Source organism: Cloacibacillus porcorum (genome assembly GCF_001701045.1).
Lineage (GTDB): Bacteria > Synergistota > Synergistia > Synergistales > Synergistaceae > Cloacibacillus > Cloacibacillus porcorum.
The window spans coordinates 2,778,702-2,803,506 of sequence record NZ_CP016757.1 but is presented as its reverse complement, the minus strand read 5'-3'; the positions used below and the strand labels follow the sequence as shown (position 1 = coordinate 2,803,506).

The 24,805-nt window shown below is 56.2% G+C and carries 22 protein-coding genes; all 22 read left to right on the top strand.

The window, feature by feature from the left end:
• The first annotated feature begins 270 nt into the window (after nucleotides 1–270).
• The 22 genes from secA to BED41_RS12630 all read left to right on the top strand — a co-directional run bounded on the left by secA (nucleotide 271) and on the right by BED41_RS12630 (nucleotide 24,791).
• Entirely contained in the window at nucleotides 271–2,982 is a 2,712-nt protein-coding gene (secA, locus tag BED41_RS12735) for a preprotein translocase subunit SecA (RefSeq protein WP_066746996.1), read from the top strand.
• A gap of 25 nt (nucleotides 2,983–3,007) precedes the next feature.
• Nucleotides 3,008–4,837, top strand: coding sequence for a hypothetical protein (locus tag BED41_RS12730; protein WP_066746993.1), 1,830 nt, complete (start codon nucleotides 3,008–3,010; stop codon nucleotides 4,835–4,837).
• Nucleotides 4,838–4,951: 114 nt separating this feature from the next.
• Entirely contained in the window at nucleotides 4,952–6,619 is a 1,668-nt protein-coding gene (gene argS, locus BED41_RS12725) for an arginine--tRNA ligase (protein ID WP_229712445.1), read from the top strand.
• Nucleotides 6,620–6,646: 27 nt separating this feature from the next.
• Nucleotides 6,647–6,946, top strand: a complete 300-nt coding sequence (locus BED41_RS12720) for a septum formation initiator (RefSeq protein ID WP_066746988.1) — start codon at nucleotides 6,647–6,649, stop codon at nucleotides 6,944–6,946.
• 86 nt (nucleotides 6,947–7,032) lie between these two features.
• On the top strand, nucleotides 7,033–7,317 hold the full coding sequence (gene rpsF, locus BED41_RS12715) for a 30S ribosomal protein S6 (protein WP_066746985.1): 285 nt from the start codon (nucleotides 7,033–7,035) through the stop codon (nucleotides 7,315–7,317).
• A gap of 5 nt (nucleotides 7,318–7,322) precedes the next feature.
• The gene (locus tag BED41_RS12710) at nucleotides 7,323–7,880 is read left to right on the top strand and encodes a single-stranded DNA-binding protein (RefSeq protein WP_066746981.1); all 558 of its coding nucleotides are present in this window, start codon (nucleotides 7,323–7,325) and stop codon (nucleotides 7,878–7,880) included.
• A 20-nt stretch (nucleotides 7,881–7,900) separates the two neighbouring features.
• Nucleotides 7,901–8,140: a 30S ribosomal protein S18 gene (gene rpsR, locus BED41_RS12705; protein ID WP_008713266.1), complete on the top strand. Its 240-nt coding sequence runs from the start codon at nucleotides 7,901–7,903 to the stop codon at nucleotides 8,138–8,140.
• Nucleotides 8,141–8,466: 326 nt separating this feature from the next.
• Nucleotides 8,467–9,420: a DUF2232 domain-containing protein gene (locus BED41_RS12700; RefSeq protein WP_066746978.1), complete on the top strand. Its 954-nt coding sequence runs from the start codon at nucleotides 8,467–8,469 to the stop codon at nucleotides 9,418–9,420.
• Nucleotides 9,421–9,422: 2 nt separating this feature from the next.
• Nucleotides 9,423–9,869 carry a 50S ribosomal protein L9 gene (rplI, locus tag BED41_RS12695; protein ID WP_066746976.1) on the top strand — a complete coding sequence of 149 codons (447 nt, stop codon included), beginning with the start codon at nucleotides 9,423–9,425 and terminating at the stop codon, nucleotides 9,867–9,869.
• A 3-nt stretch (nucleotides 9,870–9,872) separates the two neighbouring features.
• Nucleotides 9,873–11,225, top strand: coding sequence for a replicative DNA helicase (dnaB, locus tag BED41_RS12690; protein ID WP_066746974.1), 1,353 nt, complete (start codon nucleotides 9,873–9,875; stop codon nucleotides 11,223–11,225).
• Nucleotides 11,226–11,270: 45 nt separating this feature from the next.
• A complete protein-coding gene (locus BED41_RS12685) occupies nucleotides 11,271–13,106 on the top strand; it encodes an O-antigen ligase family protein (protein ID WP_157102357.1) in 1,836 nt (611 codons plus the stop codon).
• Nucleotide 13,107: 1 nt separating this feature from the next.
• Complete coding sequence (locus tag BED41_RS12680; protein WP_066746967.1) at nucleotides 13,108–13,776, top strand: pilus assembly FimT family protein; 669 nt, start codon at nucleotides 13,108–13,110, stop codon at nucleotides 13,774–13,776.
• Complete coding sequence (locus BED41_RS12675) at nucleotides 13,760–14,671, top strand: type II secretion system minor pseudopilin (protein WP_066746964.1); 912 nt, start codon at nucleotides 13,760–13,762, stop codon at nucleotides 14,669–14,671. Before BED41_RS12680 ends, BED41_RS12675 begins: the two co-directional genes overlap by 17 nt.
• 78 nt (nucleotides 14,672–14,749) lie before the next feature.
• A complete protein-coding gene (gene gspL / locus BED41_RS12670) occupies nucleotides 14,750–15,919 on the top strand; it encodes a type II secretion system protein GspL (RefSeq protein WP_066746961.1) in 1,170 nt (389 codons plus the stop codon).
• A 2-nt stretch (nucleotides 15,920–15,921) separates the two neighbouring features.
• Nucleotides 15,922–16,392 (top strand): type II secretion system protein GspM, encoded by a 471-nt coding sequence (gspM, locus tag BED41_RS12665; RefSeq protein ID WP_066746958.1) that lies wholly within the window; start codon nucleotides 15,922–15,924, stop codon nucleotides 16,390–16,392.
• Entirely contained in the window at nucleotides 16,389–16,982 is a 594-nt protein-coding gene (gene gspN / locus BED41_RS12660; protein WP_066746955.1) for a type II secretion system protein GspN, read from the top strand. Before gspM ends, gspN begins: the two co-directional genes overlap by 4 nt.
• A complete protein-coding gene (gene gspC, locus BED41_RS12655; RefSeq protein WP_066746952.1) occupies nucleotides 16,979–17,971 on the top strand; it encodes a type II secretion system protein GspC in 993 nt (330 codons plus the stop codon). Before gspN ends, gspC begins: the two co-directional genes overlap by 4 nt.
• 6 nt (nucleotides 17,972–17,977) lie before the next feature.
• Nucleotides 17,978–18,445 (top strand): PulJ/GspJ family protein, encoded by a 468-nt coding sequence (locus BED41_RS12650; RefSeq protein WP_157102356.1) that lies wholly within the window; start codon nucleotides 17,978–17,980, stop codon nucleotides 18,443–18,445.
• Nucleotides 18,446–18,501: 56 nt separating this feature from the next.
• Nucleotides 18,502–20,547 (top strand): type II secretion system secretin GspD, encoded by a 2,046-nt coding sequence (gene gspD / locus BED41_RS12645; protein ID WP_229712310.1) that lies wholly within the window; start codon nucleotides 18,502–18,504, stop codon nucleotides 20,545–20,547.
• Between the two features lie 4 nt (nucleotides 20,548–20,551).
• Nucleotides 20,552–22,048, top strand: a complete 1,497-nt coding sequence (locus BED41_RS12640) for a GspE/PulE family protein (protein WP_066746944.1) — start codon at nucleotides 20,552–20,554, stop codon at nucleotides 22,046–22,048.
• Nucleotides 22,049–22,051: 3 nt separating this feature from the next.
• Nucleotides 22,052–23,221: a type II secretion system F family protein gene (locus BED41_RS12635; RefSeq protein ID WP_066746941.1), complete on the top strand. Its 1,170-nt coding sequence runs from the start codon at nucleotides 22,052–22,054 to the stop codon at nucleotides 23,219–23,221.
• A gap of 577 nt (nucleotides 23,222–23,798) precedes the next feature.
• Nucleotides 23,799–24,791 (top strand): glycosyltransferase family 9 protein, encoded by a 993-nt coding sequence (locus tag BED41_RS12630; protein ID WP_066746938.1) that lies wholly within the window; start codon nucleotides 23,799–23,801, stop codon nucleotides 24,789–24,791.
• Nucleotides 24,792–24,805 lie beyond the last annotated feature (14 nt).

The following is a 24,805-nucleotide window of genomic DNA, read 5'->3' as shown; positions in this document are numbered from 1 at the left end:
ATTTTCGCTTGGCCCCCTGACGTTTTTATTTGGGGACGGATTTAAGAGGAAGCCTAATTTTTGTATGATAGTGATCGTATCAGATTCTTTTGACGAACATAAACGGCCCGCGATGTTGGGCGCAGATGTCTGATTTTCATGTGTTTGTCCCGCTTTTTGTACAAATTATTTTGACTTCGATATATATATAAGTATATAATCACCTGATATGGTACGCATGAAATGTGCGGCATGTTGTGTTGTGCCGCCTGAAAGGTGGAAAAATTATAGATGGGATTTCTGAACGGTGTAATAAAGGCGCTAGGCTTTGATCCGAACGACAGGGCCGTGGCAAAGTACGAGAAGAAGACGGAGATCATAGATTCCTACGAGGCGGAGCTCGAAAAACTCTCTGACGAAGAGCTGGCTCAGTCCGCGGTAATCTTTAAGGAGCGGCTCGACAAGGGAGAATCTCTTGACGATATCATGCCCGAGGTATTTGCGAGGGTGCGCGAGGTCTCAAAGCGCACGCTGGGGCTGCGCCATTTCAAGGAACAGCTTATCGGGGGTATGGCGCTCCATGACGGAAACATCGCGGAGATGAAGACCGGCGAAGGAAAGACCCTCGTCGCGACCCTTGCCGTCGCTCTGAACGCGATGACAAAAGAGGGCGTCCACGTCATCACGGTGAACGACTACCTCGCCGCGCGCGACGCCGCCTGGATGGGGCCGGTCTACAGGGGCATGGGGCTGTCGGTGGGGGTGATCTCGCCCTTTATGCCCGAGGAGGAGCGTTTCGCCGCCTACCGCTGTGATATCACCTATGGTACGAACAGTGAATTTGGCTTTGACTACCTACGCGACAATATGGCGATCCAGAAGGAGCAGCAGGTACAGCGCGGCCATTATTTCTGCATCGTCGACGAAGTCGACTCGATATTGATAGACGAGGCGAGGACGCCGCTGATAATCTCCGGCCCCTCTGAGGACGATACCGAACCCTACCGTGTCGCGGACGGAGTCGCCCGTGAGCTGGTGAAGGGCGCTGACTTCGAGCTCGACGAGAAGGAGCGCAACCTCGCGCTGACGGAGGAGGGTATCTCCAAGGCCGAGCGCATCATGAAACTGCCGAACCTCTTCACAGACTTCGCGAACTCCTCTCTCTCGCATAAGATCGTGCAGGCGCTTAAGGCGCATCACCTCTTCCAGCGTGACGTCCATTACGTCGTCAAGGACGGCGAGATCGTCATCGTAGACGAATTTACGGGGCGCCTGATGTTCGGCCGCCGCTATTCTGACGGTCTTCACCAGGCTATCGAGGCTAAAGAGCGCGTGAAGGTGGGACGCGAGAATCAGACGCTCGCGACAATCACGCTGCAGAACTATTTCCGCATGTACAAGAAGCTCGCCGGTATGACCGGCACCGCGCTCACCGAGGCGGAAGAATTCAAGGAGATATACGGGCTCGAGGTCATCGTGGTCCCGACACACAGGCCGATGATCCGCGTCGACCAGCCGGATGCCGTCTATAAGACGGCGGAGGAGAAATATATCGCGGCGGCCGACGAGGTGGCGGAGTTTCACGCCAAGGGGCAGCCGATCCTGATTGGTACCGCCTCTATCGAGCATTCGGAGCGAGTAAGCAAGCTGCTGCGTGTGCGTAAGATACCGCACAATGTGCTCAACGCGAAGGTGCACGATAAAGAGGCCTCGATCGTCGCCCAGGCCGGGCGTTTCGGCGCGGTTACTGTCGCCACCAACATGGCTGGACGCGGTACCGACATCGTACTTGGCGGAAACCCGGAGTTCCTCGCGCGCGAGGAGCTTGAGAAGCAGGGTATAGATCCGGCGGCGGAGCCCCAGCTCTACGCCGAGACCCTTGAAAGATATAAGGCGGTCTGCGCCGAGGAACACGATAAGGTCATCGAGACCGGCGGGCTGCGCATCATCGGCACCGAGCGCCATGAATCGCGCCGCATAGACAACCAGCTCCGCGGCCGTTCCGGACGCCAGGGTGACCCCGGTGAGAGCCGCTTCTATATCGCCCTTGAGGACGACCTGATCCGCCTCTTTGGCGGGGACCGGATCTCCGGCATCATGGACAAGCTGGGTATGGAGAAGGGCGAATCGATAGAGCACCCGCTGCTCTCCAAGGCGATCGAAAACGCCCAGAAAAAGGTGGAGGAGATGCACTTTGACATCCGTAAGCAGCTCCTTTCCTATGACAACGTGATGAACCGCCAGCGCGAGGCCGTCTATCGCGAGCGCGCGGAGATACTTGACGATAAAGATATCGTTGAGCGTACCCTTGGGGTTCTTGAAGACACTGCCCAGGCGCAGCTCGACAAAATATTTGCCGACAAGAGCGCCGACGAGCCGGATGTGGCCTCCGTCAGCGTCCGCCTGAATGCCCTCTTCTGGCCCGGCATCGCGCGCCACCTTGACGGTGTGCAGGCGGAGGTTGAACTTGAAGAGGCGCGCCCGAAGATCATCGAAGAGATACGCGCGCGTTTCAACCAGAAGACGGCGGAGCTTGGAGAAGAGCTCTCGGAGCAGATATTCAGATATATATTCCTTGAGGTGCTTGACAAGAACTGGAAGGAACATCTGCTCGCGATGGACGAGCTGCGCCGTGGTATCGGGCTGCGCGCCATCGGACAGAAGGATCCGCTTGTCGAATACCAGTTTGAATCATTCAACCTCTTCCAGGAGATGCTCAATCAGGTACGCGAAGGCATCACCGAATTCGCGCTGCGTGTATCTGTGGTCACCAAGGAGCCGGAGAGGGAAGAGCGCAGTAAGAGGTGGCGCGAAAGCCGTGAAGCCTTAGATATTCCGGCGGCAACCGGCGGCTCCTACAGTGATGATATGGAAAACCCAGGCGCGCTCGCTACCGCTCAAAAGACGCAGCCGATCGTGAACGAGGTAAAGATTGGGCGTAACGACCCCTGCCCCTGCGGCAGCGGGAAAAAATACAAACAGTGCTGTGGAAGAGATAAATAGAGATAGGAGGCGCGATATCACGATTATGAAGGATAATTTCTTCAAGAAGGCCGCCGTATTTGCGGCCGCGCTGCTGATTCTCTCCTCAAGCGCCGTCGCCGCCTGCGCATGGAACAGCGGGGATGAGATTGCGCGCCTGAAAAAGGAGGTTCCCTCGCTGGAGACCTTCGGAGACAACAGCGCGGTAATATGGCTCCGCAACAACGAATCGAGAATGCTGGCCGACGGATCGATGGAAAACAGGCGCTATACCATCATAATGATGGGTGAGCGGGTGCCGGAGGACTGGAAGACGCTGCGCTATCCGGTCCCGGCGGACGGCTCGCTCGTCGTCGAGGAGGCCGCCTGGTACAACCCGATGACCGGCATGAAAGAGGGTTCTCTGCCCGTAACCGAAGAAAAACTTGCGGGCGGCGCCAGTGTGAACGTCATATCAGTGCCCGATGATACCGTCGGCCGTGCCGTCGTGATCGTCGTCAAAGAGAACCGCGCGAACCGTTACGGCGTGGATGAGACGGTCAATATGGCCGGCAGCCTGCCGATCTGGGAGCAGAACGTCAGCGTAGAACTTCCCGAGGGTATGGAGATATTCTGGACCGGCCGCGATATGAAAGAGCCCCTCATCACAAAACAAAACAACGTGCAGCGCTATAGCTGGCAGGTGATGAATCAGCTGCCGTGGCACGGAGAGGGGTTTGTTACAAATGAGCGTCCGATGCTCTCTTTCAGCTCTAAAAAGGGAGTGCTTCACAGCCTTCGTATGATTCGCGAAATGGCCGCCTCGATGCCTCCGCTGCCGTTGCCCGTCTCGATGAAGGGCGACTCGGCGCGTGCCGGTGCGAAGCTGATCGAATGGGTCAGCGCCCCGGAACGTACCCTGGTCGGTTATCCGGAAAACTGGGTCCGCGCGGCGGACCAGATCCCGGCGGAGGGGCCGTGGACGCCGTGGGAACAGACGCTGCTGCTCAATAAGTGGCTTGCCTCGCAAGGCTGGACTGTCTCTCTATGGCTGGAGGGCAAGATGCCCCTTGACGAGACGACGCCGGCCTCCACGACGCTCTTTGCCTATCCGGTACTTGAGCTGAAGCCACGCGAGGGAGCGAAATCTTCCTACTTTAAGGCGGGACTGCCCTTTACATTTGACCGCGTGCCCTCGTCGATCGCCGGAACCGAGCTTTATGGGCTGAAGGACGACGAATATGTGACAAAGAGGCTTCCCGCCGGTTCGTCGTCGGACAACCGCCTCGCGCTTCTGTGGCGGCTCAAGCTTGACGATCAGGGCAAGGCGGAGGGCAAACTCGACGTGACGGTCACCGGCGGCTGGAGCGATATCTTCTCCGGCAACGAGGTGCCGTCGCTGAATAAGATCGGGACTTTCCTCCTCGCGAAGATAAACTTCGCGATACCGGGAATGGATATCACCCCCACGGCGGTGGAGCCGCTCCCGACCGGTTACAAGCTTTCGTTTGACGTCAGGTGCGTTCCTGGGATCATCCACGGAGGCAGCATGCTGCTGCGGCTGCCGGGAGGCATTCCGCTGCGTGTCAGCGAAATGATCGGCAGGGAGAAAAAATATACTCTGCGCTTCCCCTTCATCATCGATCAGAAGGTGCGGATGTCGATGCCACGAGGATTCAGGATGCTCCAGACGCCGCCGCTGAAACAGCTTGGCACCGGCACGAAGGCGGTGCTCAAGGAGTCAATCACGCACTGGCCCAAAAAGGCCGAGCTACTTGCGGACAGCACCTGGGTCGTCAAGAGCCGCGAGATAGACGGCACGCTGGCGCAGGTGCTGAGAGAGGAACTTGCCGCCTCGCTGCGGTGGCCGGTGCTCGACCTGCCGTTCAGGAAATAATATAAGCCGGTATATATGCCGTCTCAGCCATTTTCGGCATGGGCCGGTTGGCACGGCGCGTATGTGGCATATTTTTAGAAAGTTTACAGATAAGGAGTGTCGGACTTGCAGAACATGACAGACGAACTGAAACAGGCCCTTGATACGGCCGTGAAGGCTGTGGCCGCCGAGAAAGGCTACCAGATACCGGAGGACTTTATGGTACGCCTTGAACGTCCCCGCCAGGAGGGGCACGGCGACTGGGCGACGAACATCGCGATGCAGCTCTCGAAGCCTTTCGGCGTTAAGCCCCGTGACCTGGCCGAGGATATAATCGCCAAGCTTCCCAAGGATTCCGTGATCGACAGGGCCGAGGTCGCCGGACCCGGTTTTATGAACTTTACCCTCTCCGCAAACTGGGTGACGGAGACGGTGAAAAACGCCATCGAAAAGGGTGACGACTACGGAAGAAGCAATATCGGCGGCGGACGCCGCATACAGGTAGAATTTGTCAGCGCGAATCCGACTGGTCCCCTTCACATGGGGCATGGCCGCGGCGCGGCGGTCGGCGATATAACGGCCTCACTGCTTGATTTTGCCGGTTATAATGTCGAGCGCGAATATTACATAAACGACGCCGGACTGCAGATGGAGCTGCTCGGTAAATCGGCTCAGGCCCGCTACTTTGAGGCGCTGGGACGCGCTGAAGAGGCGCCGATGCCCGAGGACGGCTATCACGGGGATTATATGTCCGATATCGCGAAGTCCTATGTGGAAAAATACGGCGACTCTCTCGCGCAGAAGCCGCTCGAGGAGACGCTGCCGTTTTTCTCGGAGGAGACCGGCAGGCTGGTCCTGGAACTGATCAAGAAAGACCTCGAAGATTTCGGCGTCAAGTTCGACGTCTGGTTCTCGGAGAAGTCGCTCTACGACGACAACCTTGTGGAGCCCGCGATGCAGGCACTCAAGGAGCGCGACTATGCCTATGAGGACGAGGGGGCCCTTTGGTTCCGTTCCACGATGTTCGGCGACGACAAGGACCGCGTCCTCATCCGTTCAAACGGGATGCCCACCTACTTTACCTCGGACGTCGCCTATCTTAAGAATAAATATGACCGTGGGTTTGAAAAGAATATCTATGTCTGGGGCGCCGACCATCACGGTTATGTGCCGCGTCTTAAGTCGGTGAATAAGGCCTTTGGCTTCCCCGACGACGGTATTGACGTACTTCTCATCCAGATGGTGAACCTTCTCCGCGACGGCAAGCCGGTGCAGATGTCGAAACGCGCTGGCACGATAGTGACGCTGCGCGAGATCATGGACGAGGTCGGCCGTGACGCGGCGCGCTTCTTCTTTGTCATCCGCCGCTGTGACAGCACTGTCGACTTTGACCTTGAGCTGGCGAAAAAGGCCTCGTCGGAGAACCCGGTATTTTATATCCAGTACGCGCACGCGCGCATCTGCAGCATCAGGCGCGAGCTTGCCGAGCGCGGCATTCCGATGCCGACAATGGAAGATTTTGACGTGAGCCTGCTCACGGACCCGACCGAGATAAATCTTGCGAAGGCTGTCTCGCGCTTCCCCGAAGAGATCATGAAGGCCGCCGAAGAGACGGCGCCGCACCGCCTCGTCTACTACGCGACTGAGCTGGCGGAGGCCTTCCATGCCTTCTATAACGCGCAGCGCGTCCTCGGCGTAGAGGAAAATGTGATGAAGAGCCGCATCCTCCTTATGGAGGCGGCGCGCGTGACGCTGAAAAACGCGCTCGGCATCCTCGGAGTGTCGGCCCCCGAGAAGATGTAGGGCTGGCGATAGAGCCCGGTCTCTGAGATGAACGCGCCGAAACTGCGCTGGGTGCTCTTTGGAGCGGCGGTGACCTTTATGATCGCGGTGCTCTTGACCTCCTTCTTCAAGGAGATCGAGAAGATTGACGTGCTTGCCTCCGCGCTCGACGGCAGGATGGAAGAGCTGGTCAAAGAGGAGCGTAAGACCCAGAAGCTGAAGCAGGATATCCGCTACTACAGCACCCCGGAGGGAATTGCGCGTCTTGCCACCGAGCAGTTCAATCTGGTGCAGTCCGGCGACCGGATCTACAAAATCGAGATAACGTCAAAGGACAGCTTGCAATAGCGGTCCGCTTGAAGTACAATACTGAATTGTGTTTCCCTGTCTCTTCCATAGAAGAGGCCAGAGTCCAAAGGGAGGAGGTGAAGTACGTGCGGTCTTACGAAATGGTTGTAATATTTAAGGCTGATATCGAGGATCATAAGACAGTTTCCGAAGATACGGCCGAGATCGTGCGCGGATTGGGAGCAGAGGTTGAGAAGATCGACCTTTGGGGCAAAAAGCGTTTTGCCTACCCCATCGACAAACAGCTAGAGGGCTTTTACACTCTCTACACGTTTAAGCTCGACCCCGCGCAGGTTAAGGAAATGGAACGTCTCCTTAGCCTCAAGCCTTACGTTGTGCGGCAGATGGTCGTCAACCTTGAGGAGAAGTAGGTCTTATGTCCAGAGGATATAACAGGACAGTGCTGATGGGCAACCTGGCACGCGATCCGGATGTAAGATTTACGCCCAACAAACAGAAGGTGGCGCGCATTACGGTAGCCATAGGGCGTCAGTGGAAGAACAAAGCCACCGGCGAGCTTCAGAGCCATACGGATTTTATTCCCGTGGTGGCCTGGGGCGCCTCTGCGGATATCTGTGAGCGTTATCTTAAGAAGGGGCGTCCTGTATTGGTAGAAGGAAGGATCACCGTGCGTGATTTCGACGACATCAAGACAGGCCAGCACCGTTGGGTCACGGAGGTCGTAGCAGAGAACATCGTTCTTCTGAGTTCAGGCCGCAGAGAAGATGAAGGTTCCGGCGGTTATCAGCAGCAGAGTTACGGCGGAGGCCAGCAGTCCGGTTACGGGCGCGCGCCGCAGCCGCAGTCCGACGCCATGGCGGCCCCCGATATGGGCAGCCTGAGAGGCGAGGCCGGCTTTGAGGATGATTTCCCGCTTGATTTTTCCGAGCTCGGAGGCCCTGATTCATCAGGAGATGTAGAGATACCGTTCTAGTAGAAAGAGGTGGATAGGCAATGGAAAACGCATTCAACCGCAAGCGCCGCAAGCGCAGGCCGAAGGTATGCCATTTCTGCGTAGATAAAGTCGAGCACATCGATTACAAAGAAATAGACAAACTTAAGAAATATATAACGGAACGCAGCAAGATAATCCCCCGCCGCGTAACTGGTACATGTGCGAAGCACCAGCGCCAGCTGACGCGCGCGATCAAGCGCGCGAGGCTTATCGCGCTGCTGCCCTTCACATCCGACTAAAATCGGCGCGAATAAGCGCCGTATGCGTCATAAGCCGGCCCCTGAGTGTCCTCGCCGTATGAACAATACGGCTCCGGTACTCAGGGACCGGCTTATTTAGCCTACAGCACTTCTTCACGCCGATTTTCCTATTATCATGTAAATCATAAAAGACTGTTTGTCTTTGAGACTTATGGTTTTCATCGCTGAAGCCGATGTGGAAGGGCTGTTTATCGTGCGATATTCGGGAAGATGTCGCCTGCGGGCCCCTACAATTCTTTTAACTGCTGTTATAATATGTGGGAGTCTGCGGCTCTCTTTTTGATAAAAACTGGCGGAGGTCTGACGTGAAGGGTAAAGTTATTTTTGAATGGTTTTTCTGGATATTGCTGAGCGTCCTTATGTTTATGGCTGGCATTGAGATTGCCTTCCTGTCGCCGCTGATAATTTTGGCCGCGCCGGTGCCGCTGATGATCCTCGTCTGCCGGCAGGGTGTGCGCGAGGGCACGTTGGGGGCCGTCTTCGGGACTCTCTTTGTCTATGTCATTATGGGGCCGGTATCGGCCTTTCTATATACCTGTGAATTTGCGCTGCTCGGCCTTTTGATGGGCATCCTGATGATCAAGATCCGCAGCGGTGCGGACTATGTCATCTTCGCGCTGCTTGCCTCGCTGGCGGTGAAGATGCTGATGATGGGGGGATTTCACTATGCAGCCGGAGTCAATCCCTTCATGATGACGCCGGAGGCGGCGCAGGGATTGGCGGCCTCCGTCTCGGCGGCTCTTTCACAGGGAGGGGTTTCCGTCTCGCCGGAGAGCGTTAATGAATATGTGGAGACGATGGCGCAGACCGTTTCGCTGATGATGCCCGCGATGCTGATACTCTTCGCCGCGGCGGATACTATGATGGGCTATGTGCTGACGCGGCTCTATTTCAAGCGGGCCGGAGGCGTGAAGCTGCCGGCGCTGCCGCCCTTCGTCCACTGGCGTTTTCCTAAGAATATATTCTGGGCGCTGCTCGCGGCGCTCATTCTTGATATGGCCTCCAAGGCCTTTCCCGACGACGGCCTCTACCGGATGCTTTCGCTGAACCTCATGGAGGTGCTGCGCGGGATATTCCTCGTTGAGGGTCTCTCGCTGCTCTGGTATTTTATGAGCGCCTACAAGGTGAACAAGGCGCTCAGGGTGATATTGACGCTCTTCTGCGCCTTTTTCGCCCCGGTCTCGTATGTGCTGTCGATGATCGGTATCTTTGATATATGGTACGATTTACGCAGGCGTATTAAATTAAGGAGGAAATAGAAATGAAAGTAATTTTAAAGCAGGATGTCGCGAAGGTCGGTAAAAAGGGAGAGCTGATCGAGGTCTCCGACGGCTACGGACGCAACTTCCTCATCGGGCGCGGGCTCGCCGAGGAGGCTACGCCGGGAAGGATGCGCGAGTATCAGGAGTTCCAGAAGACGCAGAAGGCGCGCGACGACAAGCGTCAGAAGGCCGCGGAGGATACGAAGAAAAAACTTGGCGGTAAGCTTGTCTCCGTAAAGGTCAGCGCGGGAGAGGGCGGAAAGCTCTTTGGCAGCGTCACCTCAGCGCAGGTCGCCGAGGCGCTGTCGGCCCAGTTCATGGTAAACATCGATAAAAAAGATATCAAGCTTGACGAGTCTATCAAGCAGGCCGGCTCGTACACCTTCAGGATAAAGCTCTATCCCGGCATCGAGGCGGAGATGACGCTTAAGGTGGAGACTGAATAAGTTTTGGAGAACAACAGCGCCATAGACAGAATACCGCCGTTCAACCTTGAGGCAGAGAGGTCTGTCCTTGGCTCGTGTCTTCTTGACTCGGAGGCGCTGACCGCCGTCATGGAGGGGCTGTCATCCGAGGATTTTTACGACCCGCGCCACCGCAAGGCCTTTGAGGTGATGGAGTCGATGGCCTCGCGCAACGTCGCCGTCGACTCTCTCACCTTTCGCGACGAGATAAAAAAGCAGAGTCTTGAGGAGCGCCTCGGCGGAATATCCTTTATCGCCTCTCTGATGGAATCGGTGACGACGACGGCCAATATCGAATATCATATCGGCATCGTGCGCGACAAGTCGATACACCGTTCGCTCATCGTCGTCGGCAGCGATATCTCGCGTCTAGGCTTCAGCGAGGACATCGAGGTGGACGACGCGCTTGAGACCGCGGAGCAGCGGGTATTCGAGATCGCGCGCACGGGGAAGACCACCAACATACGCTCCACGCGCGAAGTGCTGGTCTCGGCGATGGCCGATATTGAAAAACGTCTCGCCGGAGGGCTGGCCGTCACGGGCGTTCCCTCCGGATTCAAAGATTTTGACAGCATGTCCGCCGGCCTGCAGCCGGGCGGGCTTTATATACTGGCGGCGCGTCCATCGATGGGAAAGACGGCCTTCGCGATAAACATCGCGCAGTACGCGGCGATGCAGGAGAATATTCCCGTCCTTATTTTCAGCCTTGAAATGTCGGCGGAGCAGATAGTGCAGCGAATGCTCTCCTCGGAGGCGAAGGTCAATCTCAGGGCTCTCTTCGAGACTAAACGCCAGCAGAACGAACAGTGGAAGCGGCTGAAAGACGCCGCGGCGGCGATCGAGAAGAGCCCAGTCTTTATCGACGACAGCTCGCCGCTGAACACGATGGAGCTGCGCGGGCGCTGCCGCCGTTTCTTTGCGAAATACGGCGAGGGACGCGGCCTCATCGTCGTAGACTACCTCCAGCTGATGCACGCGGCGCGGCGGATTGAGAACCGTACCCAGGAGGTCTCGGAGATCTCGCGCACGCTGAAGAGTATCGCGCGCGAATTCAAGGTGCCGGTGCTCGCGCTTTCGCAGCTTTCGCGCGACGTTGAAAAGCGCGACAAGAAGAAGCCGCAGCTCTCCGACCTGCGCGAAAGCGGCGCGATAGAGCAGGACGCCGACATGGTCATCTTTCTCTACCGCGAGGCCTATTACGCACAGGAGAACGATACGAACGACGCGACGGCGGAGGTAATAGTTGCGAAGAACCGCAACGGTCCCACCGGAAAGGTCGATCTGGTATTCTTCCGCGAATTCGCGCGGTTCGAAAACGGCTACAGCAGCGGATATTAAGCTGTGTCCGCCAATGTGCGGCGCGGCGAAAAAAGGTGATTCCTGGTGAAAACATCGAATAAGAAGAGAACTACGGAGAGTAAATTCTCGTGGGGACTGCTTGACGGCGGCCCCGTATCGTTGGTGCCGCGGTGGATATTTTATCCGCTGATTTTCGTCTCGCTTGCGCTGCCGAACCTGATATTCTCGGGTGTGAGCTGGTTCGATACGCTCCATATAATGAAATGGGCCTGGGCGATGGTGCCTGTCGCGCTGATATCGCTGATCGGCGGCGCCATTCTCGCCCTCTACGGCGCGGAGCGTACCGGCTTCCGCCTTGATATCTTCGGCGGCGTATGGTTTTCGCTGCTGGCCTTTGTCTCGCTGCAGCCTCTGTGGGCCGATATCTTTGCCCTTTCCACCTATATGAAGGAGTGGTTTTTCTTCGCGACGCTGCTCGCCGCCTATATTTTCTGTTACAACCTCTTTACCGGAGAAAAGGCGCTGCGCTGTCTGCTCTGGTGCGCGAATCTCAACGCGGCGGTGAACATCGTCTTCGCCGAGCTGCTGATCCGGGATATGAACGGCCCCTTCTGGTTCATCATGAACGTGCCGGGTAACTATATCGGCAATACGGGACAGCAGGAGATGTTCGGCCTCTGGATGGCGATGGCCGCGATGAACGGCATCTTCCTCCATATGGTATATTCGCAGTTCTCCGAAGCCGAGCCGAAAAAATACCGGAATATGAAGTACGCCAACCTTGTCATGCTGGCCTTCAACTCGTGGGGGCTCTGGAATTCGACGACGCGCGCGGGAATGCTCTCGCTAATGACGGGGACGATAATCCTCTCGGTCATCATCTGGAACTGCAAGCCGCGGAAGCTGCTGAAAAATGTCGGCTTTGCCGCGCTGCTGGTCGCCGTGATGCTCGTCGTCAACATCTGTATGGGCTACTTCGGCTGGAGCCGCGCCTATGCGCTGATAAACAAAACCTCCGACATGCTTTTGAACACCGCCAACTTCGGCGCGCGCCGCGAGATATGGCTCACGAGCTGGAATGTGGTCAAGGAACATCCAATCGCGGGCGTGGGGCTCGGCCATTATAAGTGGCATTACCTCGACGGGCAGCGAGATGCCTTCAAAGACCATCCGGAGATGAAGTGGCAGTTTACCTACTGGGCCCACAACGAGTATCTGCAGTGGATGGCGGAATTCGGCCTTTTCGGGACGCTGATCCTGCTGGGGGCGGCTCTCTGGTGGATATGGAGCTTTATTCGCGCGCTGACGCGGAAAAAGGATCTCTCCTATGCCGCGATGTGGGGCTGCGCCTTCGTCTATCTGATTTGGTTCGACGCTATATTCAGCCGTCCGTTCCACCGGATAGAGAATGTCATTTGGCTGTCGCTGGCCTTTGCGGTCGCCAACCGGCAGCTGCTGCCGCTCTCGGCTAAATTCAGCGAGATCAGCCACGGCTTCATCTATCGGCTTCTTGGGTTTTTTATGGCGGCGGTCGCCGTGATGGGGATGATCTTCCTCTATTCGGGCTGCCGCGCCGATAAGTATCTGCGCGCTGCCTCGCTGACGAACAGCGCTTCTCTGCAGCGCTACCGCATAGACGAGGCGCGGCATAGCCTGATGGGCAGGGACGAGGCAAACGAACAGCTGGCCTATCATCTGCTTGCCGTGGCAAACGTCACGAAGAAGCCGGAGGACCTTGCCGCCGGCATCGAGCAGCTCTATCGGAGCTTTAAGACCAGGCCGCAGGCAAAGCAGCTGCTTGAGCTGATAAATCTGGCGCAGCGTACGGGAAACCAGGCGCTGCTCTCCGAACTTGTGCGGTATCTGCACCCCTCGGAATACCGAGTCGTTTCGGGCGACGCGGGGCCGCTCTCAAAATAGGATGAGGCGCGGCGTCAGCCCGGGATTTACTCTCATCGAAATAATGCTCGTAGTGGGGCTGGTCGGCATTATAGCCGCCGCCGCCCTCGCCCCGCTTGTATTTACGATTCGTTCGCTGGAAGAGGCGCAGCGGCGGTGGGGTAGCTCTCACAACACCGCCGCCGCGGTGGACAGGATATATTCCGATATCCGCCGCGTCATTCCCAACCCCTCTTTTTCAACCTTTAAGATCATCCATAAGAGCGGTTTTTCGACCGAGGCCGACGACCGTCTAGTGATGTGGAGCGCCGCTCCCAAGTACGAGGGTAAAAATGTCGGCGTCGTGGTCTATAAGATCGTGACGAAGGGTGTCCTCAATAACGCGAAGCCCGGACTCTACCGCTGGGTGCTTGCCAACGTTCCATCAAAGTCCACCGTATCGGGGGATATCTCCGGACGCTCCGCCTCGGAGCCGGAGTCGCCGATGGATGTCAACACCGACGAGCTCGACCCTAAAGTGGCGAAGCTTATGCTTGCCGACGCGGTTGGCGTGAAATTCTATGTATGGCAGGGGAACAAATGGGCCCAGGAGTATGACGGAAAGCTCCCGAATCTTCTGAAGACCGAGATCATCACCAAAGAGGGCACTTATTCGCACACTGAGAGGTTTCCCAATGCGGCAGAGAAGTAGCGGCTTCATCCTCGTCTCCGTTCTGCTCTCCACGACGCTGCTTCTAACCTCGGCGACGGCCTTCGCCTGGTTCGCGCGCACCGAGGCGCGGCGGGTGTCGACGCGCGAGAATATACTTAAATGCCGCAACGCCGCCGAGATCGCGGTGGGAGTCATCGGACGGAAGATCGCCGCCGACGACAATAAATACGACGGTTTCACCGAGCCGCTCTACGCTCCGGGACAGCGGACGAAAATTGAGATCGGAGATTATGATATTTCCATTCGAATTACGCCGTTAAATGATAGAATATCTGTGAATGGGCTTTTACTTCCCGACGGAGTTACCCTCCGTTCGGAATATGAGACCGCGTGGGACGCGATCTGGGAGGAATTAGAGCACGCGGAGCTCGCGGCGCCGGTGCTTGACTTTATTGATAAGGATAAAAACCAGAAGCTTGGCGGGGCGGAGCGTGACGGCAATATCAACCGGCTTGTCTCGGATCTTAACGAGTTTAAGGCGATGCCGGAGATCAATGACAAGGTGCTGTGGGGCGACAATGAGCATCCTGGCGGACTGGCGAGGTATCTTACCGTTCCCGGAGGCCAGAAGATAAATATAAACGTCGCCGCGCCTGAGGTGATCGAGAAACTAGACGACGGACTCTCCCTCGCACACGCTCAGGATATCGCGGCGCAGCGGCTTATCTCACCGCTCACGAGTATGGAAGATCTGAAACGCCTGCCGGGATTTCCCGCGGCGGTGGCGACGAAGCTGGCGAATGTCATTGGTTTTGAAAGCACGCATTTTCTGCTTGAGATGAATGTTAAAGACAAAGTTGGCAATACAAGAAATTATCGGGTGATAGTAGAGCGCAGCGGTAAAAAATGCAAAATATTCAGCTGGGAAGAGTAGCTTTTTCGCGTTTATGATGACGACGCAGCGGCGTAGGCCGGAGAGGAATGATCAGTGCTGATAAAGGGTCATAGGTTAATGGAAAAAATTTCCTTTGCGGCTAAGCCGGCGAGGGCTCCGAATAAGATAAAATTTTACCACCTCTCCTGCGAGAGGGGGGAGTTGCCGCTGGCCGGCGAGACGGAAGCTTACTTTATTCCTTTTCGTACTGCCACGGTATTTCCCTTCTCCTTTCCCTTTGGTCGTAAGGTCAATTTAAGGAGCGCGATAACCCTTACATTTAGGCCGATCCTCGGCGAACAGGAGTCCAGGCTCTCTTTGGTCCCGCAGGTCGCCGAGCAGCGTGCGAATCTCACGCGCGGCGCGGCCTGGTTCGTCTCGAGGGAAGAGATATCGGAGTATGAGGAGCGGCTGGGCAATAAAAGTATCTTTCTGCCCGCTCCGGCAGCCTTTGCCGCCGAGATAGGCGGCGATGGCCTCATTGTTTGGCAGGAGGGAGATTCTTCCTGCGCAGTGTGGTTTAAGGAATATACGCCGCAGCTTTACAGATACGCCTCTGGCGGCGCGGAGGAGCTCGCGCAGTGGATGCGCAGCTATGTCTCTTCGACCGGCGGGGAGATACCGGCGGAGAACGTACGCATATTTTGCGCGGAGGATGTTTCGCGCGAGGAGCTGCGGCGTGCCGCAGCGGCGACCTTTGCCGCCGCGCCGGGACTTGCTCGGCTCGACCTCTCCAACCGCGGAGCCTCGATGGCCGAACAGTACGAGGCCTTTTTCAATTCAGCCTTTCGAGCGGTGAAGATCGCCTCGGCGGCGGGGCTGATGTTTTTGATCCTTTCGCTTTTTATACTTGTACAAAATAAATACATGTCTGAATCCTTTGCCGCGGCGCCCTCCGAGGTATACAGGCTTACCACAGGAGAGGTTAGCCGCAGCCCTCTCGCGGATATCACCAAGAGGCTGCGCCTTCTGACGGGCGGCGGCGTCCAGCTCACACTGGAGGGAACGCTCGCGAACTTCGCCGCGGCCTGGAAGACGCTGCCGGCGGGGACGGATATCAAGGTCGACGCGATACGTTACGGACGCGAACGTACGGAGATTGAGGGCCAGGCCTCCAAAACCGATCATATTCAGCTGCTGCGCGACGCGCTTGCGAAGAACGGCTTTACCGTCAAGCTTGGCGACGTACAGCAGATACCGGGCGGCGGTATGCGCTTTACGCTGAATCTTGCGGAAGGGGGACGCTGAAGATGTTATCTCTTGAAGAGCTGCGCGCGATGCCGGGGGCGAAACGTCTGCAAAGGGCGGCGCTGATCACGGTGATGATCTGGCTCGCCGCGCTGCTTGCCTTTTCCGCCGCGCTCTCCGCCATGAGCGAAAACGAAGACCGGCTTGGCGACGCGGAGAAGATCCTCAACGCGGCGATAACGGTAAAATCTTACCCGCAGCAGGGCGCCGTATCCGGTAAAGAACCGCTTTCGGCGGTATCGGAGATAATCGACAAGCTGGGGCTCCAGAGCAAGGTCAATCAGCTGTCGTCTTCTCCGTCGGGACTTGTGCTGCAGGTCAATAGGCTCTATCACGAGGAGCTGGGCAAGCTTGTTGAGGATATTCAGCGAAACGGTCTCTCGGTGAAGACGGCGGAGCTTCGTTCGCTGACGGGACAGAAAGACGGCCGGCTGATCAACGTAACGCTGACGATAGTGGGTGAAGATCAATGAAAAAAACCTTACGCGGCGCCGCGGCGGTCATCGCGGGGCTGTTCTGCGGATTACTGGTATTCTTCCCCTGGTCGTCCCTCGCGGGAACCTCGGCCTCGATGGCTATGAGCGCCGCGGCGGAAAACGGAATTTTTCTTACAGTTGCCTCATCCGGCGTATCGGGGCTATTTTCAAAGAGCTTTATATACAACGGCGTGAACGCCGACTTTCCTGTGTTCAGGTTCAGCGCCGGAGAGGTGACCCTCACGCCCTCAATAATCTCCTCGCTTTTTTCGCAGACTAAGAGCTGCCGGCTAGAGATGGGACGCGGCAGCCTTGTGCCGGTGACGCGGCAGGCTCTAGAGTGGAACGGCGGCACGGCGGATATCTCGCTCACACCGCAGTCTTTGATGATAGAGAATATCGCCTTTACCGGCAAAACTTCCGTTACTGGCTTTGCCGAGCTTTCGCGTGAGACGGGGAAGCTGACGCGCGCGAAGATGCTGCTCAAGGTGCCTGCGGAACTTGACCGGGCCCTTGAAATGGCCGGTAAGATGGGAATGGTTCCGCTGACCAAGGTCAAGAGCGGGGAGTGGAGGATCGAGAGATGAGCCTTATCGCCTCCATAAAAAACAAGATAACGGACCGTCTTAAATACGACGGCTCCTACGAACAGGTAGTAAAACTTTACGGCGGTCTCCGCTCCTCCTTTACCGGCGGAGAAAAGGCCGGGAAGAGAGGCGGCTCGCGTATGCTGACGCCGGCGTTGTTTGTCTGCGGACTATTCGCGGGGCTCTGTCTGTGCTGGATGGTAAAGGGAGTGCTGCTCTCTCTGCGCCTTGACGCCGATATCGCCGCCGCCTCAAGGGTCAGCGGCCGCGCGCCCTCCTTTGCGAACGCGAAGGGCAGCGGTGGGCTGGGAGACTTCACCGCAGCGAACCCCTTCAAGGCCGATCTGCCGGTGAAAGAGGATAAAGCGACGACGGGTCGCACGGTGGCGCTTGACTCCCTCTCTCTTCAGGGAACGTTGCCTAACATCGGAGCCTGGATAAGCGATCCCGAGGGAACGAAGCTGTTCCTGAAGGGACAGACTGTAAACGGCTATACGTTGGAAAAGATAAAATACGGAGAGGTGCTCCTTACCGACGGTAAGAGCGAGCATACCCTATACCTATTCCTCTCGGGAGGGACCGCACCCAGGGCTCAGACGCCTCCGCCGGCTTCTCCGAGGACGCCGAAGCCAACCTCGCCGAAGCTTGATTTTTCCGGCGTCGAACCGGCATCGGAGGGAAAAGAGGGGGCTGTGCCGCGCGAGCTTGTCGACGCGCTGCTGATGAACCCTTACGACGAACTCGGCAAGCTGCGGATGGTGCCGGCAGATGACGGTTCCGGCATGCAGCTTGAGCGTATCGCGCCTGACAGCGTCTTCGCCCGTGTCGGCGTCGCACAGGGGGATGTTATACAGGCGGTCAACGGCGTCACCATTTCTAATATGGCTGATGCCGCTAACGCCGTGAACTCGCTGATGGCGGGGACGCGCTTCGACGTTACCGTACAGCGCAAGGGAAAACCCCTTGAGCTTAAGTACCAGGTGAAATAAGGGCCGGTGCTGGGAAGGAGAGGTTTTACCCTTATAGAGGTAATGGTCGCCGTCATGGTCCTCGCGCTGACGACGACGGCGGCGATAAAACTTACGATAATGGCGCAAAATACCCTCTCCGCCGTAAAGGAGAAGGAGAGCCTCTTGAATGCCGCGCAGGCGGTGGAGGCGGGGATCTCGACAAAGGAGCTCTCCGACGCGGGAACGAGCGGGGACTTCAAGTGGGAGACGAAGGACAAGGAGACGGAGATGTTCGGCGAGAAATTCGGGCGGCTCGACTTCGACAAGGCAGGCTCCGACGACAGCGGAGAAGCCCTAAAGGTGAAGTGGCGCGAGATCACCGTCGCCGATAAGAAAAATAAAAAGATAATACTGTACATCCCTTCGAAAGAGGATGCAGAGGAAGAGGCGGCAGCGGCGTCGTCGACGGATATTATAAAGAGCGGAAGCCGCGGCGATAAACAACAGCAATAGACGGATCTCCCGTCTTTATCACAGGTCAGAACGCAGCAATAAATTAGGAGTGGTAAATGATGCACGGTAAGAAAAGATTGCTTTATACATTATTCGCAGCGGCTGCCGTATCTCTCTCGGCCTGCACCCTGTCGGCGGCGGAGCCCGACCAAGAAGAGCTGAACCTGATCCAGGCGGCGCAGGAGATGCGCGCCGCGGGCCGCGTACAGCTGAACTTCAAAGACCTCGATATGGCGAAATTCATCCGCTTTATGTCGGAGCTCCTTGGGGAAAATATTCTTGTGAACCCGGGGGTCTCAGGCAAGGTTTCGGTGGTCTCACCGAAGGCCGTCACCCTCAAAGAGGCGCGGCAGGTGATGCTGTCGGTGCTCGAAATGAACAACCTCTCTCTGCAGGACATGGAGGGATACTCCAAAGTTGTGCCCCTCTCCACCGGCGGAACCGCGAGCAACACCGTCATCAAGGGGGACCAAAGCGTTGACCCGAGCGACACGATAATGGTGCAGCTGGTGCCTCTGAGCTATGTGAAGGCCGGTTACGTCGTCTCGCCGCTCAAGACGGCGATCCCGCAGATACAGGTCTCCCCGATCGGCAACGGCAGCGCCGTTTTGCTGGTAGGCAAGGCCGCCCTGCTCTCCCGCGCCGCCGGGGTCATCCGCGCGATCGACGCCCCCGACAGCATTCGCACGATCAAGGTCTGCGCGCTGCAATACGCGAACGCGAAGCTGCTGGAGGCGCAGCTCAACGCGATCGCGAAGGACGCCTCCTCAAAGCTGGCGGGGATGGTATCGGTCTCCGACGAGCGCACTAAGAGGATAATCCTCGTCGGCAGCAGCCAGAACATCCGTGAGGCGGAGCGTATCATCAAGGATATCGACGTCCCCTCGCGCACCGAGAACTTCCACGTATATCGCCTGAAAAACGCCGACGCGAAGACGGTCGCCGAGCAGCTTTCCCAGATACTCGCCGTCGCCGCGAAGCTCTCGCCGGACCCCAAAGGGGCGATGCCATCGACGGTCGTCCCCGACCTGCCGACCAACAGCCTTGTATTTACCGCTTCGCAGGAACAGTATAACTCGCTTAAGACAATCCTCGAACAGCTTGACACACAGCCGAAACAGGTGTTGCTGCGCGGCCTTATCGCCGAGGTCAGCCTCAACAAGCTCAACAGCGCCGGCATCGACTGGGCGGCCTGGGGCGGCGACCTCTTCGGCAGTACGGTCGTCGCGGGTAACGTGCAGCTTGGCAACACCGCCGTTCCCTCCGACATTCAGCAGTTATACCAGAGTCTGATCACTAATGAAAAACTGGAATATGATGATAAGGGCAATGCTCACACACTCACAAATACACAAGGCGCCGGTCTTGCCTATGCCTACATAAAACTGCTCAACAAATTCGACGCGATCAACGTCCTCTCGATGCCGCGCCTCATGTGCACCGACAACCTTGAGAGCTCCCTTCAGGTGGGACAGGTCATACCGCAGCTCAAGGGCAGCCTTACAAACGCGGCCAACACTGACTCTGTGACGAACTCTTACGAATACAAGGACGTCGGCCTCATCCTCACGGTGACGCCGCACATCAGAAGCGGTAACCTCGTCGCGCTGGAGATCGAACAGCGCATCGAAGACCTGATGACGACGACGAACTCCGTCACGCCGATAACCTCCAAGCGCGAGGTCAAGACCAGCGTACTCGTCGCGAACGGCGAAACGGTCGTCATTGGCGGTCTCATCAAAGAGGCGGAGAAGGAGCTGAAGAACCGTGTGCCGCTCTTCTCATACATCCCTCTGATCGGCAATCTCTTCAAATCTCAGGAGAAGCAGCGCGAAAAGGTTGACCTGATGATCTTCCTCACGCCCTATATACTTGAGACGCCGCAGCACGCCTCGAAGATCACCAACGAGATCATCACTGACGGACAGAAGCTCAGCGAAGCGGAACGCATCCTGATGCAGCGCAACAACGAGGACTACCGCAAGTCGATCAAACAGCAGGGAGTTTCAAGAGAGATGCTTGATCCCCACGGACAGTTCTCCGGAATGGTGGGCTCAGACGACGTGAAGCCGCAGCAAAAGGCCCCGAACGGCGGCAAATAAGAAAATGACGGAGCGTTCCTTAAAAGATCTGAACATAACGCCGGAAAGCGTGCTTGAGCTCATCCCTCCGGGGGTGAGCCTTGACGCTCTGCGTGACAAGTGCTTCATACCCATCGTGCGCGACGAAAAGGTCGTCACCTTTGCGGCGGCCGACCTATCATGCGTAGTGGAGACGCAGCTGCTCGCGGCCTCGATGGACGCCAGCGCCGATACCATACTATTCCCGCCCGCGGAGATACAGAACCTCATCCGCGGCCTCTACGACATCAAGAGCGGCGTCGGGCAGGAGACGCTGAACGCCATCGAAGAGGTCGACGACCTCTCCGAACTCGCGCGCCAGGAGGTCATGAGCGACAGCGTAGACGCGCCGGTCGTCAAGCTTGTCAACGGCATCCTCATGGAGTCCCTGCGCGAACGCGCGACGGATATCCACATCGAACCCTACGAGGACCGCGTCGCCGTGCGTTACCGCGTCGACGGCGTCCTATCCGACCGCTACGCCCTCTCCAAAGGACATCAGTCGCCCGTGACGAGCCGTATCAAAGTCATGGCCAACATGGATATCGCAGAACGTTTCGTGCCGCAGGACGGCCGCATCGGCATCAGCCTTGGGGACCGCCTTGTCGATATACGCGTCAGCTCATTGCCGACACAGCATGGAGAGCGTCTGGTGCTCAGGCTCCTCGACAAGGCGCGCGGCCTGCTGACGCTTGAGGACCTCGGCATGAAGGCCTACGAACGGGAGCGGATAGAGAACCTCATCCGCCGCCCCAACGGCATGATCCTCTTCACCGGCCCCACCGGCTCCGGCAAGAGCACGAGCCTCTACGCCATCCTGCAGGCGCTCGCGCGGCCGCAGGTGAACATCATCACCGTCGAAGACCCGATAGAATATGATCTTCCGGGCGTGGGGCAGGTGCAGGTGAACGAAAAGGCGGGACTCACCTTTGCGAACACCCTGCGTTCTATACTGCGCCAGGACCCCGACATCATCATGATCGGAGAGATGCGCGATTTTGACACCGCGCACATCGGCATCCAGGCCTCGCTTACGGGGCACCTTGTCTTTTCGACGCTCCACACCAACGACTCCATCAGCGCCGTGACCCGCCTTACCGACATGGGCGTCGAGCCATACCTTATCTCAGGTTCGCTGCTAGGTGTCGTCGCTCAGCGGCTTGTGCGCCGGGTCTGCCCGCACTGTAAAAAAGAGATCCCGACCTCCGGCGTCGTGTTAAAAAACGGCATCGAAAAGGCCTGGCGCGGCGTTGGCTGTGAACACTGCAACGGCAGCGGTTACCGCGGGCGCTTCGGTCTCTATGAGCAGTTCGACGTCACGCCGGAGATACAGGACGCTATCGCCCGCGGTGCGGCGCTGCACGAACTCAAGAGCCTCGCGCGCCACGGCGGCTTCGCTACCCTGCTGGAGCTTGGCCTGCTGGCAGTCCGCGAGGGAGAGACGACGCCCGAAGAGATGCTGCGCGTCGTCGGCGAGGTATAATCAATGCCGCTCTATAAGGCCGAAGTCTACACTCTGGCGGGGGAGAAAAAGCAGCTCCGCAAAGAGGCGGCGAGCGAGAACGATCTGCTTCGCGAACTTGGCGAGGCAAAATATGTGATCATCAGCGTGAAAGAGGAAAAGCCGCGCACCTGGTCCTTTGCGGGACGGTCGCGCAGGAAAAACCTGACGCTGGAAGAGCAATACCTCTTCTGTACCACGCTCTCTTCCTTTATGCGCAGCGGTCTCTCGATGACCGAGGTGCTGCGCCTGCTGCAAAAGCAGACGCGTGACAAAAATCTCAAGCCGATATACACGCAGCTGCGCGAATCGGTGGAGGGAGGGCGTTCGCTCGCCGGTTCGATGACCGCGCTCGGCGTCTTCCGTCCAAGCCTCGTCGGGATGGTGGAGTCTGGAGAAAGATCCGCCTCTCTCGCCGAAATCCTCGAAAAGGCCGGCGAACTCATCCAGAACGAAATATCGCTGCGCCGAAAGATACAGTCCTCGCTGACCTATCCAGTACTGATGCTTATTGTCGGCCTTGGCGTCGTCGTATTCCTTCTCAGCTTTGTTGTGCCGCGCCTCACCGCGCTCGTCGTGGAGTCCGGCGCGGAGCTGCCCTTCATAACCGAGATGCTGATCTTTGTTTCTAACGCCGTCCGCGTAGGATTCCTCCCATTTATTGCAGTTGTGGCGATTGTCGTGTTCTGGATGCGCCGCAGCAACAAAAAAATCAACCTGCCGATGTTCAAAGATATCCGCGACAACCTGGCCTTCGCGCTGATCTTCAGCCAGAGCGGCACGCTGCTGCGCGCCGGAATCCCACTGGTGCAGGCTCTCAAACTGACGGAGCCGCTGGACCCCGTCAAAGGACGCCTCTCAGTCGTCTCCGAACATATCCGCCAGGGCTACCGTTTTTCTCAGGCACTTGAGAAAGAGGGCTCATTCCCCGAGGAGATCGTGACGATAATCCGTGTCGGAGAAAGCGGCAGCAACCTCCCGGACGCCGCCGTGCGCCTGGGCGCCAGCTGCTGGGAATACGCCCAGTCCTCAATGCAAAAATGGGCGACCCTCGCGGAACCGCTGATCATCCTGGTGATGGGCGTGCTCGTCGGCTTCGTAGTAGTTGCCGTGCTGCTGCCGATATTCGATCTGTCGAGTTTGGCGGGGAGGTAAAAGTCGTGTCTTTTATGAGGACATAATTGTTTATTATCTATTTTCATCTGTGGTGTGTTAGAAAATATCTAATTTGAGATATATCTAGTGCCTGCAACGGTAATTGGAATAGATATTTGTAAAGTCTGGTATACTGATTTCCGGTACAGATATTTCTAAGGAATATTGATTTTATGGGTCCAGAATCGTGGTGGTAAAAACGTCGTAAGTCCCGTGTTATTAATGTGAAACATGGATTATTGTTTATTTGTGGTACAAAATAAATATTGTCAATTAATAAGGAGGATTTGCTTCAAAGCGTTGTTACACCGGCCTATAAAGTCTCGCTTATAGTTTTATATGATATTTTTGCCTTATCAGTAAAAGGTAATTATATGAAGTTAATGTTATAGTACCCTTTGTGCTAAACTGCATATTAGGATATTATACAAACGGTATTGCGGCGAGATATTCGTTTGAAATTTTATAAAAATTAGTAATAACTATGTATGATGTATGGATGCATCCATGTATTATGTGAATAGATGTCGATATAAGGCAAGGTAAGACGTCATCAATCGAAGGACGGTAGATTTTTGTGAAGTACTTTCTTGATAGAGGCGGAATAGGTGATATTCTGATTCGTTTGCCTTACTACCACTATTTATATAGGAGCGGCATAGAATTAAAGATACTGATTCCTAAAGACAAATATCCTGTTCTATCAATGTTCCTCCCTGCTAATTCTCTGGAAGTTATTAATCAGGGACTATTGGCTCATAGCCGTTGTTATTCAATTTACCTGAAAATGAAATATAATATTTCTGATAGTGATGCTTTATATATCCCGATTACGTATAATCATAAAAAAATCCTGGATGCCGCACAGAGGCTAAATATGCCTACTTTTGTATATGAAGGTGAGATGGTAACCTGCGATTTGGCCTCTTATGGATTTAAAATCATAGAAAGAATTAAAGGAGCGGATAATGCAGTGCTTCATGTAAGCAGGCATGTTGATAGCTACTTCCGTTCGTTGTTTGGCGGATTACCCTCATACGAAGAGCTGTTTCTTTCATATCCCAAGATGTTGAGGGACACAAAGCTCCAGCGGTGCTATGATCTGGTGATAATGACCGATGCGGGGGCAAAATATAGACGTTATCCGACTGAGCTATGGCAAAAATTTCTTAACATGCTTCCTGTTGCACTGCGTATCGTCCAGGTGGGAGAAGATGATTTATCTCTTAGCCACCCGAATTTAACTAGAGTGCGGGGTGCGAGTATCTCTGAAATTTTCTCTATCATAAAAGATACGCCATTGTTTGTTGGCAATGAAACGGGACTTACACATTGGGCATATTTATGTGGGAACCGCGCTCTATGTATATTGGGAGGAGGAGATCGAAACCGTTTCCTTCCGTGGGATATAAAGGATATACACGTAATTTCTTTATTTGATAAAAGTTGTATCTGCAGAGGCTGGCATTGTCATAAGCACCAATTGGGCGATGCGGCTGCGCCGTGTATTCTATCTATAACTCCCGAAGAAATATACCAGGGATTTCTTGAGATACGTGATAAATTATAAAAATATATGAATAA

What these genes read in the sequence shown, in the direction of transcription:
- secA (WP_066746996.1), top strand. Translation starts at nt 271, where the DNA reads ATGGGATTTCTGAACGGTGTAATAAAGGCGCTAGGCTTTGATCCGAAC.
- BED41_RS12730 (WP_066746993.1), top strand. Translation starts at nt 3,008, where the DNA reads ATGAAGGATAATTTCTTCAAGAAGGCCGCCGTATTTGCGGCCGCGCTG.
- argS (WP_229712445.1), top strand. Translation starts at nt 4,952, where the DNA reads ATGACAGACGAACTGAAACAGGCCCTTGATACGGCCGTGAAGGCTGTG.
- BED41_RS12720 (WP_066746988.1), top strand. Translation starts at nt 6,647, where the DNA reads ATGAACGCGCCGAAACTGCGCTGGGTGCTCTTTGGAGCGGCGGTGACC.
- BED41_RS12710 (WP_066746981.1), top strand. Translation starts at nt 7,323, where the DNA reads ATGTCCAGAGGATATAACAGGACAGTGCTGATGGGCAACCTGGCACGC.
- rpsR (WP_008713266.1), top strand. Translation starts at nt 7,901, where the DNA reads ATGGAAAACGCATTCAACCGCAAGCGCCGCAAGCGCAGGCCGAAGGTA.
- rplI (WP_066746976.1), top strand. Translation starts at nt 9,423, where the DNA reads ATGAAAGTAATTTTAAAGCAGGATGTCGCGAAGGTCGGTAAAAAGGGA.
- BED41_RS12680 (WP_066746967.1), top strand. Translation starts at nt 13,108, where the DNA reads ATGAGGCGCGGCGTCAGCCCGGGATTTACTCTCATCGAAATAATGCTC.
- BED41_RS12675 (WP_066746964.1), top strand. Translation starts at nt 13,760, where the DNA reads ATGCGGCAGAGAAGTAGCGGCTTCATCCTCGTCTCCGTTCTGCTCTCC.
- gspL (WP_066746961.1), top strand. Translation starts at nt 14,750, where the DNA reads ATGGAAAAAATTTCCTTTGCGGCTAAGCCGGCGAGGGCTCCGAATAAG.
- gspM (WP_066746958.1), top strand. Translation starts at nt 15,922, where the DNA reads ATGTTATCTCTTGAAGAGCTGCGCGCGATGCCGGGGGCGAAACGTCTG.
- gspN (WP_066746955.1), top strand. Translation starts at nt 16,389, where the DNA reads ATGAAAAAAACCTTACGCGGCGCCGCGGCGGTCATCGCGGGGCTGTTC.
- gspC (WP_066746952.1), top strand. Translation starts at nt 16,979, where the DNA reads ATGAGCCTTATCGCCTCCATAAAAAACAAGATAACGGACCGTCTTAAA.
- gspD (WP_229712310.1), top strand. Translation starts at nt 18,502, where the DNA reads ATGATGCACGGTAAGAAAAGATTGCTTTATACATTATTCGCAGCGGCT.
- BED41_RS12640 (WP_066746944.1), top strand. Translation starts at nt 20,552, where the DNA reads ATGACGGAGCGTTCCTTAAAAGATCTGAACATAACGCCGGAAAGCGTG.
- BED41_RS12635 (WP_066746941.1), top strand. Translation starts at nt 22,052, where the DNA reads ATGCCGCTCTATAAGGCCGAAGTCTACACTCTGGCGGGGGAGAAAAAG.